Source organism: Aliivibrio sp. SR45-2, from assembly GCF_963890165.1.
GTDB lineage: Bacteria > Pseudomonadota > Gammaproteobacteria > Enterobacterales > Vibrionaceae > Aliivibrio > Aliivibrio salmonicida.
In genome coordinates this window covers 35,944-45,359 of record NZ_CAWPRC010000153.1, presented here as the reverse complement: position 1 = coordinate 45,359, position 9,416 = coordinate 35,944, and the positions used below count along the sequence as shown (strand labels likewise).

Annotated in this window: 20 protein-coding genes and 1 pseudogene; all 21 read left to right on the top strand. The window is 43.9% G+C overall.

Annotated features, from left to right (window positions below; translation table 11 throughout):
- Positions 1-125 (top strand): annotated as a pseudogene (gene tuf / locus AACV33_RS10930) (elongation factor Tu); the annotation flags it as partial.
- Between the two features lie 567 nt (positions 126-692).
- Positions 693-1,004, top strand: coding sequence for a 30S ribosomal protein S10 (rpsJ, locus tag AACV33_RS10925; protein ID WP_005417222.1), 312 nt, complete (start codon positions 693-695; stop codon positions 1,002-1,004).
- A 12-nt stretch (positions 1,005-1,016) separates the two neighbouring features.
- Positions 1,017-1,646 (top strand): 50S ribosomal protein L3, encoded by a 630-nt coding sequence (gene rplC, locus AACV33_RS10920; RefSeq protein WP_012549150.1) that lies wholly within the window; start codon positions 1,017-1,019, stop codon positions 1,644-1,646.
- Positions 1,647-1,663: 17 nt separating this feature from the next.
- On the top strand, positions 1,664-2,266 hold the full coding sequence (rplD, locus tag AACV33_RS10915) for a 50S ribosomal protein L4 (RefSeq protein WP_012549151.1): 603 nt from the start codon (positions 1,664-1,666) through the stop codon (positions 2,264-2,266).
- Positions 2,263-2,565, top strand: coding sequence for a 50S ribosomal protein L23 (rplW, locus tag AACV33_RS10910; RefSeq protein ID WP_012549152.1), 303 nt, complete (start codon positions 2,263-2,265; stop codon positions 2,563-2,565). The genes rplD and rplW overlap by 4 nt, the downstream gene beginning before the upstream one ends.
- A gap of 15 nt (positions 2,566-2,580) precedes the next feature.
- Complete coding sequence (rplB, locus tag AACV33_RS10905) at positions 2,581-3,405, top strand: 50S ribosomal protein L2 (RefSeq protein ID WP_012549153.1); 825 nt, start codon at positions 2,581-2,583, stop codon at positions 3,403-3,405.
- A gap of 19 nt (positions 3,406-3,424) precedes the next feature.
- The gene (gene rpsS, locus AACV33_RS10900; protein WP_012549154.1) at positions 3,425-3,703 is read left to right on the top strand and encodes a 30S ribosomal protein S19; all 279 of its coding nucleotides are present in this window, start codon (positions 3,425-3,427) and stop codon (positions 3,701-3,703) included.
- Positions 3,704-3,713: 10 nt separating this feature from the next.
- Entirely contained in the window at positions 3,714-4,046 is a 333-nt protein-coding gene (gene rplV / locus AACV33_RS10895; protein WP_012549155.1) for a 50S ribosomal protein L22, read from the top strand.
- Between the two features lie 19 nt (positions 4,047-4,065).
- On the top strand, positions 4,066-4,764 hold the full coding sequence (rpsC, locus tag AACV33_RS10890; RefSeq protein WP_012549156.1) for a 30S ribosomal protein S3: 699 nt from the start codon (positions 4,066-4,068) through the stop codon (positions 4,762-4,764).
- Positions 4,765-4,775: 11 nt separating this feature from the next.
- A complete protein-coding gene (gene rplP, locus AACV33_RS10885; RefSeq protein WP_012549157.1) occupies positions 4,776-5,186 on the top strand; it encodes a 50S ribosomal protein L16 in 411 nt (136 codons plus the stop codon).
- Complete coding sequence (gene rpmC / locus AACV33_RS10880) at positions 5,186-5,377, top strand: 50S ribosomal protein L29 (protein WP_005417238.1); 192 nt, start codon at positions 5,186-5,188, stop codon at positions 5,375-5,377. Before rplP ends, rpmC begins: the two co-directional genes overlap by 1 nt.
- Positions 5,377-5,631, top strand: a complete 255-nt coding sequence (rpsQ, locus tag AACV33_RS10875; RefSeq protein ID WP_012549158.1) for a 30S ribosomal protein S17 — start codon at positions 5,377-5,379, stop codon at positions 5,629-5,631. The genes rpmC and rpsQ overlap by 1 nt, the downstream gene beginning before the upstream one ends.
- Before the next feature lie 162 nt (positions 5,632-5,793).
- Complete coding sequence (gene rplN / locus AACV33_RS10870; protein ID WP_012549159.1) at positions 5,794-6,165, top strand: 50S ribosomal protein L14; 372 nt, start codon at positions 5,794-5,796, stop codon at positions 6,163-6,165.
- A gap of 10 nt (positions 6,166-6,175) precedes the next feature.
- On the top strand, positions 6,176-6,493 hold the full coding sequence (rplX, locus tag AACV33_RS10865; protein ID WP_012549160.1) for a 50S ribosomal protein L24: 318 nt from the start codon (positions 6,176-6,178) through the stop codon (positions 6,491-6,493).
- Between the two features lie 27 nt (positions 6,494-6,520).
- Complete coding sequence (rplE, locus tag AACV33_RS10860) at positions 6,521-7,060, top strand: 50S ribosomal protein L5 (protein ID WP_012549161.1); 540 nt, start codon at positions 6,521-6,523, stop codon at positions 7,058-7,060.
- 17 nt (positions 7,061-7,077) lie between these two features.
- Positions 7,078-7,383 carry a 30S ribosomal protein S14 gene (gene rpsN / locus AACV33_RS10855; protein WP_012549162.1) on the top strand — a complete coding sequence of 102 codons (306 nt, stop codon included), beginning with the start codon at positions 7,078-7,080 and terminating at the stop codon, positions 7,381-7,383.
- A 29-nt stretch (positions 7,384-7,412) separates the two neighbouring features.
- A complete protein-coding gene (gene rpsH, locus AACV33_RS10850; RefSeq protein ID WP_012549163.1) occupies positions 7,413-7,805 on the top strand; it encodes a 30S ribosomal protein S8 in 393 nt (130 codons plus the stop codon).
- Positions 7,806-7,817: 12 nt separating this feature from the next.
- Positions 7,818-8,351: a 50S ribosomal protein L6 gene (gene rplF / locus AACV33_RS10845; protein WP_012549164.1), complete on the top strand. Its 534-nt coding sequence runs from the start codon at positions 7,818-7,820 to the stop codon at positions 8,349-8,351.
- Between the two features lie 9 nt (positions 8,352-8,360).
- A complete protein-coding gene (gene rplR, locus AACV33_RS10840) occupies positions 8,361-8,714 on the top strand; it encodes a 50S ribosomal protein L18 (RefSeq protein WP_012549165.1) in 354 nt (117 codons plus the stop codon).
- Between the two features lie 14 nt (positions 8,715-8,728).
- A complete protein-coding gene (gene rpsE, locus AACV33_RS10835; RefSeq protein ID WP_012549166.1) occupies positions 8,729-9,229 on the top strand; it encodes a 30S ribosomal protein S5 in 501 nt (166 codons plus the stop codon).
- A gap of 5 nt (positions 9,230-9,234) precedes the next feature.
- Positions 9,235-9,414 (top strand): 50S ribosomal protein L30, encoded by a 180-nt coding sequence (rpmD, locus tag AACV33_RS10830; RefSeq protein ID WP_012549167.1) that lies wholly within the window; start codon positions 9,235-9,237, stop codon positions 9,412-9,414.
- Positions 9,415-9,416 lie beyond the last annotated feature (2 nt).

Here is a 9,416-nt window from a genome sequence, read left to right as displayed (position 1 = left end):
GTGATAACGTTCAAATGACGGTTGAGCTAATTGCTCCAATCGCAATGGACGAAGGTCTACGCTTCGCAATCCGTGAAGGTGGCCGTACAGTTGGTGCTGGTGTTGTTGCTAAAATCTTCGCTTAATAGCTAAAGATTTTGCGATAATCGCATAACTAAAAAAGGGAAGCTTAGGCTTCCCTTTTTGTTGTTTGGCGTATAGAGAATAGGGCGGTTACTTAGAGAGTTAAAATTTGAAGGTCAATAAAAAGCAATCCCCGGGTTTCTTTATTAACGTGTTATGTTGAAATAACAAAATCAGTTCAAACTGAATACATCTCCAATTCTCTTCTTATTTACTCTCTTTTAAAAATGTTTCGTTTAATTTTCAAACAACACTTGCATCTAAAAGTGTGATCTGTATAATGCATCGCACTGGCTTAAGTCAGTTGTGAACCAATGAGCAGCGAGGAAAGTTCTAATTACTTACAATGTAAGATTAGAACTTAGAATGAATACTCAGCTTATGTTCGCGGTTAATATTATTAGAGCTTACCTTGATGAGTAATCATTGAATTAATCTCTAATATAAGTTAACTGACAATGTGTCCTAATTTTGGACCTATGGTTTCACATAAATCAATCGGCATTCTCTCGTTTATTCGAGATTGAGTGGCGATATTGTTTGTGTATTTATTATTGGAGCTCTGTCTCATGCAGAACCAACGTATTCGTATCCGCCTAAAGGCTTTTGATTACAAACTAATCGATCAGTCTACAGCGGAGATCGTTGAAACAGCTAAGCGCACTGGCGCTCAGGTTCGTGGTCCTATTCCACTACCTACTCGTAAAGAGCGTTTTACTGTTCTTACTTCTCCTCACGTTAACAAAGACGCACGTGACCAGTACGAAATTCGTACTCACAAGCGTTTAATCGACATTGTTGAGCCAACAGATAAAACTGTTGACGCACTAATGCGTTTAGACCTTGCTGCTGGCGTTGATGTTCAAATTAGCCTAGGTTAAGGGGAGATTATTATGATTGGTCTAGTCGGTCGTAAAGTGGGCATGACCCGCATCTTTACCGAAGAAGGCGTTTCTATCCCAGTAACTGTTGTTGAAGTTGAAGTTAACCGTGTTTCTCAAGTGAAAACTGTAGAAACTGATGGCTACAACGCAATTCAAGTTACTTGTGGTTCTAAGAAAGCTAACCGCGTATCTAAGCCTGAAGCTGGTCACTTTGCGAAAGCAGGTGTTGAAGCAGGTCGCGGTCTTTGGGAATTCCGTTTAGAAAACGGTGAAGAATTCACAGTTGGCGCTGAGCTAAGTGTTGAAATCTTTAACGAAATCAAAAAAGTAGACGTTACTGGTACATCTAAAGGTAAGGGCTTCCAAGGCGCAATTAAGCGTTGGAACTTCGCTACTCAAGATATGACTCACGGTAACTCTTTGTCTCATCGTGCTCCGGGTTCAATTGGCCAATGTCAAACTCCAGGTCGCGTATTTAAAGGCAAAAAAATGGCGGGTCACATGGGTGCTGAGCGTTGTACTACTCAAAACTTAGAGATCGTACGTGTTGACGCTGAGCGCAATCTGCTTCTTATTAAAGGTGCAGTACCAGGCTCAACAGGTGGCAACGTGATCGTTAAACCAGCTGTTAAAGCATAACGTCTTAGGAGTATGTAATGGAACTAATGGTTAAAGGTGCTGCGGCACTAACTGTTTCCGAAACTACTTTCGGACGTGAGTTTAACGAGGCTCTTGTACACCAAGTAGTTGTTGCGTATGCAGCAGGTGCTCGTCAAGGTACTCGCGCTCAAAAAACACGTTCTGAAGTATCTGGCGGTGGCGCTAAGCCATGGCGTCAAAAAGGTACAGGCCGAGCTCGTGCGGGTACTATTCGTAGCCCAATCTGGCGTTCAGGTGGTGTTACTTTCGCTGCGAAACCACAAGATCACAGCTTGAAAGTAAACAAAAAAATGTACCGTGGTGCTCTTAAAAGCATTCTTTCTGAGTTAGTTCGTCAAGATCGTTTGATCGTTGTTGAAGACTTCTCAATTGAAGCACCAAAAACTAAAGAGCTAGTTGCTAAGCTTAAAGAACTTGAGCTTAACGATGTTCTTATCGTAACTGGCGAAGTAGACGAGAATCTATTCTTAGCTGCTCGTAACCTATATAAAGTTGACGCACGTGACGTTGCTGGTATTGATCCAGTAAGTCTTGTTGCATTCAACAAGGTTCTAATGACTGCTGCTGCAGTTAAGCAAGTTGAGGAGATGCTGGCATGATCAGTGAAGAGCGTCTACTAAAAGTTCTACGTGGCCCACATATCTCTGAAAAAGCAACGATGACTGCTGAAGGCAATAACACTATTGTTTTCAAAGTAGTAATCAATGCAACAAAAAAAGAGATTAAAGCAGCAGTAGAAAAGTTGTTTGAAGTTGAAGTTAAGTCTGTAAATACCCTTATCACTAAGGGCAAGACCAAACGTCAAGGTGCACGCCAAGGCCGTCGTTCAGACGTGAAAAAAGCGTACGTAATCTTGAAAGAAGGTCAAGACCTAGACTTCGTTGGCGGCGCGGAATAACAGGAGTAGTTAAAAATGGCTATTGTTAAATGTAAGCCGACTTCCCCTGGTCGTCGTCACGTTGTAAAAATCGTTAACGCTGACCTACATAAGGGTAAGCCATACGCACCTCTTTTAGAGAAAAATTCTAAATCTGGTGGTCGTAACAATAACGGTCGTATTACAGTACGTCACGTTGGTGGTGGTCATAAGCAACACTACCGTCTAATTGACTTTAAACGTACTAAAGATGGCATTCCAGCTATCGTTGAACGTTTAGAATACGATCCAAACCGTAGTGCAAATATTGCACTAGTTCTGTTCGCAGACGGTGAGCGTCGTTACATTATCGCACCAAAAGGTCTTAAAGCCGGCGATACAGTACAATCAGGTGTTGATGCGCCAATCAAAGCAGGTAACTGCTTACCATTGCGCAACATCCCAGTAGGTTCTACTGTTCACTGTGTTGAATTAAAACCTGGTAAGGGCGCGCAAGTTGCACGTTCTGCTGGTGCATACGCACAAATCATCGCTCGTGATGGCGCTTACGTGACATTACGTCTACGTTCTGGTGAGATGCGTAAAGTTCTTTCTGAAGGTCGTGCGACTATCGGTGAAGTTGGTAATTCTGAACACATGCTACGTGAGCTAGGCAAAGCCGGTGCTACACGCTGGCGCGGTGTTCGTCCAACTGTACGTGGTGTTGCAATGAACCCAGTGGATCACCCACACGGTGGTGGTGAAGGTCGTACATCAGGCGGTCGTCACCCAGTATCACCTTGGGGTATGCCTACTAAGGGCTTCAAGACTCGTAAGAATAAATCTACTGACAAGTACATTGTACGTCGTCGTAACAAATAATCTATAAAGAGGAATCGCCATGCCACGTTCTCTCAAGAAAGGTCCTTTCATTGACCTACACTTGCTGAAGAAGGTAGAGAAAGCGGTGGAAAGCGGAGACAAAAAGCCTATTAAGACTTGGTCCCGTCGTTCAATGATCATCCCAACTATGATCAATTTGACCATCGCTGTCCATAATGGTCGCCAGCATGTACCAGTTTTCGTTACAGAAGACATGATTGGTCACAAGCTGGGCGAATTTGCACCTACTCGTACTTATCGCGGCCACGCTGCAGATAAGAAAGCTAAAAAGCGTTAGGAGGTAGAATATGGAAGCTATTGCTAAACATCGTTTTGCCAGCATTTCTCCACAAAAGGCTCGCTTAGTTGCGGACCAAATTCGTGGGAAATCAGTAGACCAGGCTCTTGAAATTCTTACTTTCAGCAACAAAAAAGCTGCAGTAATTATTAAAAAAGTTGTTGAGTCTGCTATCGCAAACGCTGAACACAACGAAGGTGCAGATATCGACGATCTAAATGTCGCTAAAATCTTCGTAGACGAAGGCCCAATCATGAAGCGTATTATGCCTCGTGCTAAAGGTCGTGCAGATCGCATCTTGAAGCGTTCAAGCCACATCACTATCGTTGTAGCTGATCGTTAAAGACTAGGAGATTAAGCAAATGGGTCAAAAAGTACATCCTAATGGTATTCGTCTTGGCATCGTTAAGCCTTGGAATGCTACATGGTTTGCTAGTAGCCAAGAGTTCGCTGACAACCTAGACGGCGACTTCAAGGTACGTCAGTATCTTACTAAAGAACTGAAAAAAGCATCTCTATCTCGCATCGTTATCGAGCGTCCTGCGAAGAGCATCCGTGTGACTATTCACACTGCTCGTCCAGGCGTAGTAATCGGTAAGAAAGGCGAAGACGTAGAAAAACTACGCGCAGGCGTAGCTAAAATCGCAGGTGTTCCAGCGCAAATCAACATTGCAGAAGTTCGCAAGCCTGAGCTAGATGCTCACCTTGTAGCTGATAGCATTGCTTCTCAACTAGAACGTCGTGTTATGTTCCGTCGCGCTATGAAGCGTGCGGTACAAAATGCAATGCGTCTAGGCGCTCAAGGCATCAAAGTACAAGTAGGCGGCCGTTTAGGCGGTGCTGAAATCGCACGTTCTGAGTGGTATCGTGAAGGTCGTGTACCTCTACATACTCTACGTGCTGACATTGATTACGCAACTGCTTCAGCTCATACGCAATATGGTGTGATTGGCGTTAAAGTTTGGATCTTCAAAGGTGAAGTTCTAGGCGGTATGCCAGCTGCTAATGCAGTAGAGCCTAAGGCTGACAAGCCTAAGAAGCAGCGTAGAAGCCGTAAGTAAGGAGCTGACTGATGCTACAACCAAAACGTACTAAGTTCCGTAAGGTTATGACTGGTCGTAACCGTGGTCTTGCTAAAGGCACTGAAGTAAGCTTCGGCGAATTCGGTCTTAAAGCTGTAGGCCGTGGTCGTCTAACTGCACGTCAGATCGAAGCGGCACGTCGTGCTATGACACGTCATGTTAAACGTCAAGGCCAAATCTGGATCCGTGTGTTCCCAGACAAACCTATCACAGAAAAACCGCTTGAAGTTCGTCAGGGTAAGGGTAAAGGTAACGTTGAGTACTGGGTAGCCCAAATCCAACCTGGAAAGGTAATGTACGAAATGAACGGCGTACCTGAAGAGTTGGCACGTGAAGCGTTCCGCCTAGCGGCACGTAAACTGCCTATCAAAACTACTTTTGTAACTAAGCAGGTGATGTGATGAAAGCACAAGATCTACGCGAGAAAAACGTTGAAGAGCTAAATGAAGAGCTTTTGAATTTGCTACGTGAACAGTTTAACTTGCGTATGCAAGCTGCGACTGGTCAACTACAGCAGACTCATACTCTAAAAGCTGTACGTCGTGATATCGCACGTGTTAAAACTTTACTGAATGAGAAGGCTGGCGCATAATGAGCGAGAAAATTCGTACTATGCAAGGTCGTGTAATTAGCGACAAAATGGACAAGTCTATTGTTGTTGCTATTGAGCGCATGGTGAAACACCCGATCTACGGTAAATACATCAAGCGCACGACTAAGCTTCACGCACATGATGAAAACAACGAATGTGGCCAAGGCGACTTAGTTGTAATTCGTGAATGTCGTCCTCTTTCTAAGACTAAGTCTTGGACATTGGTAAACATTGTAGAAAAAGCAAAAGCTTAATTTGTTGATTCTATAGCGACTTTAAGCGGCTCTGAATTTTTTTAGAGCCGTTTATTTTTTGACTACCTTTATAAAAAAAATGGTGATATAATCCCCATCTCTTTTAAAGAGGCAGCCCGACCCGTGATGGGTCTAGTTTAAATATTTAGCGGAGCACTAACAATGATCCAAATGCAAAGTACACTTGACGCTGCAGATAACTCTGGTGCGCGCAAGGTAATGTGTATTAAGGTTCTGGGTGGCTCTCACCGCCGTTATGCACATATCGGAGACGTCATTAAAGTTACTGTTAAGGAAGCAATTCCTCGCGGTAAAGTTAAAAAAGGTGATGTTCTGAAGGCGGTAGTAGTGCGCACTCGTAAAGGCGTTCGTCGCCCAGACGGTTCTATCATTCGCTTCGACCGTAATGCTTGCGTATTGTTGAATGACACTACTGAGCAACCAGTCGGTACACGTATCTTTGGTCCAGTGACTCGTGAACTTCGTAATGCGAAATTCATGAAAATCGTTTCACTAGCACCCGAAGTTCTGTAAGGAGCGAAAAATGGCAGCTAAAATCCGTCGTAATGACGAAGTAATCGTTCTTGTCGGTAAAGATAAAGGCAAGAAAGGTAAAGTAACTAAGGTTCTTGAAACTGGTAAAGTTATTGTTGAAGGTATCAACCTTGTTAAAAAGCACCAAAAGCCTGTACCGGCTCTTGGTCAGCAAGGTGGTATTGTTGAGAAAGAAGCAGCAATTGATGCTTCAAATATCGCAATCTTCAACGATGCAACTGGTAAAGCGGACCGTATCGGTTTCCGTTTTGAAGAAGGCAAAAAAGTGCGTTTCTTCAAATCTAACGGTGAAACCATTTCTAACTAATAGATAGAAGCAATTTGGAGTTCTACTATGGCGAAACTGCATGATTACTACAAGTCGTCTGTAGTCGCTGAGCTTACCAAAGAGTTCAGCTACTCAAGCGTCATGCAAGTCCCTAGGGTTGAAAAAATCACCCTAAATATGGGTGTTGGTGAAGCAATCAATGATAAAAAGCTTCTAGAAAACGCTGCTGCCGATATGGCAATTATCTCTGGCCAAAAGCCATTGATTACTAAAGCACGTAAATCTGTTGCTGGTTTTAAAATCCGTGAAGGCTACCCAATCGGTTGTAAAGTAACCCTGCGTGGCGAACGTATGTGGGAGTTTTTAGAGCGTTTAGTTTCTATTGCACTTCCTCGAGTACGTGATTTCCGTGGAGTTAGCGCTAAGTCTTTTGACGGACGTGGTAACTACAGCATGGGCGTTCGCGAGCAAATCATCTTCCCTGAGATCGACTATGATAAAGTTGATCGTGTACGCGGTCTTGATATTACTATCACGACGTCTGCGAATACAGATGCGGAAGGCCGAGCTCTGCTGGCTGCCTTTAACTTCCCATTCCGTAAGTAAGGTGAAGGGTTACTGTTATGGCTAAACAATCTATGAAAGCACGTGAAGCTAAACGTGCAAAACTTGTAACTAAGTTCGCTGAAAAGCGCGCTGCGTTAAAAGTTCTAATTAGCGATGTAAATGCTTCTGAAGAAGATCGTTGGAATGCAGTTCTTAAACTGCAATCACTACCACGTGATTCAAGTGCATCTCGTCAACGCAATCGTTGTAACCAAACTGGTCGTCCACATGGTTATTTACGTAAGTTCGGTTTAAGCCGTATTAAGGTTCGTGAAGCTTGCATGAAAGGCGAGATTCCGGGTCTTCGTAAGGCTAGCTGGTAGTTGCCACTTAATCATTTGGAGTACATCATATGAGCATGCAAGATCCGATTTCGGATATGCTGACCCGCGTTCGCAACGGTCAATCAGCAAATAAAGTTGCTGTTAAAATGCCTTCTTCAAAGCTTAAAGTTGCAATTGCTGCACTACTTAAAGCTGAAGGCTACATCGCTGATTTCGCTGTTGAAGGCGACATCAAACCTGAGCTAGAAATCACTTTAAAGTATTTCCAAGCTAAACAAGTTATCGAGCAAATCCAACGAGTTTCTCGTCCAGGTCTTCGTGTATACAAGAAGAACGACGCGTTACCATCTGTTATGGGTGGTCTTGGTATTGCTGTTATTTCTACATCAAAAGGCCTTATGTCTGACCGCGCTGCGCGTAAAGCTGGTCTTGGTGGCGAAATTATCTGCTACGTAGCTTAATAGGAGTAGGATATGTCTCGTGTTGCTAAAGCACCTGTGGTTCTTCCTGCTGGCGTAGAAGTTAAACTGAACGGCCAGGAAATCACTATCAAAGGTGGTAAAGGTGAACTAACTCGCGTACTTAATAACGCTGTAGTTGTTTCACAAGAAGATAACTCTATTGTATTTGGTCCACGCGAAGGCGTTGCCAATGCTTGGGCACAAGCTGGTACAGCTCGTGCACTAGTAAACAATATGGTTGTTGGTGTTAATGAAGGCTTTACTAAGAAGCTAACTCTTAAAGGTGTAGGTTACCGTGCTACCATGAAAGGTAACGCAGTAGGCCTTACTCTTGGCTTCTCACATCCTGTTGAGCATGCTCTTCCGGAAGGTATTAAAGCTGAATGTCCAACTCAAACTGAGATCATTATTACTGGTTGCGATAAGCAAGTAGTAGGTCAAGTTGCTGCGGATATTCGTTCATACCGTAAACCTGAGCCTTATAAAGGCAAAGGTGTTCGTTACGCCGATGAAATCGTGCGTACTAAAGAAGCTAAGAAGAAGTAGGGTATCACTATGGATAAGAAAGCATCTCGCATCCGTCGTGCTACACGTGCACGTCGTAAGATCGCTGAACTGTGTGCAACTCGCCTTGTAGTGCATCGTACTCCGCGTCATACGTATGCTCAGGTAATCGCACCAAACGGCTCAGAGGTTATCGCTGCCGCTTCTACTGTAGAAAAGGCAATCCGTGAGCAAGTTGGAAATACTAGTAACAAAGCAGCTGCTGTAGCAATTGGTAAATTAATTGCTGAGCGCGCTATCGAAAAAGGCATTACTAATGTTGCTTTCGATCGTTCTGGTTTCCAATACCACGGCCGAGTAGCGGCGCTAGCAGATTCTGCTCGCGAAGCTGGTCTGAAATTCTAAGGTAGGGTTGGAAGATGGCTAAAGAACAACAACAAGCTACAGATTTGAATGAAAAGCTAATTGCTGTTAACCGTGTTTCTAAAACGGTTAAAGGCGGTCGAATCTTTAGTTTTACTGCACTAACAGTTGTTGGTGACGGTAATGGTCGCATTGGTTTCGGTTACGGCAAAGCCCGTGAAGTACCAGCTGCGATTCAAAAATCAATGGAAAAAGCACGTCGTAACATGTTTACGATCGCTCTTAACGAAGGTACTCTTCACCACGCTGTTAAAGGTCGCCACACTGGTTCTAAAGTGTACATGCAACCAGCTTCAGAAGGTACTGGTATCATCGCTGGCGGTGCTATGCGTGCAGTACTAGAAGTTGTGGGTGTCCGCAACGTACTAGCTAAAGCTTACGGCTCTACTAACCCAATTAACGTTGTTCGTGCAACGATTCTTGGTCTAACTAGTGTTAAGTCACCTGAGATGGTAGCTGCTAAGCGTGGTCTAACTGTTGAAGCTATTTCGGAGTAAGAACCATGTCTAAAACTATCAAAGTAACTCAGACTAAAAGCTCTATCGGTCGCCTACCTAAGCACGTTTTGTGTCTTAAAGGTCTAGGCCTTCGTCGCATCAACCACACTGTGGAACTTGAAGATACTGCTTGCGTACGCGGCATGATCAACAAAGTTCACTACATGGTTAAGATTGAGGAGTAATC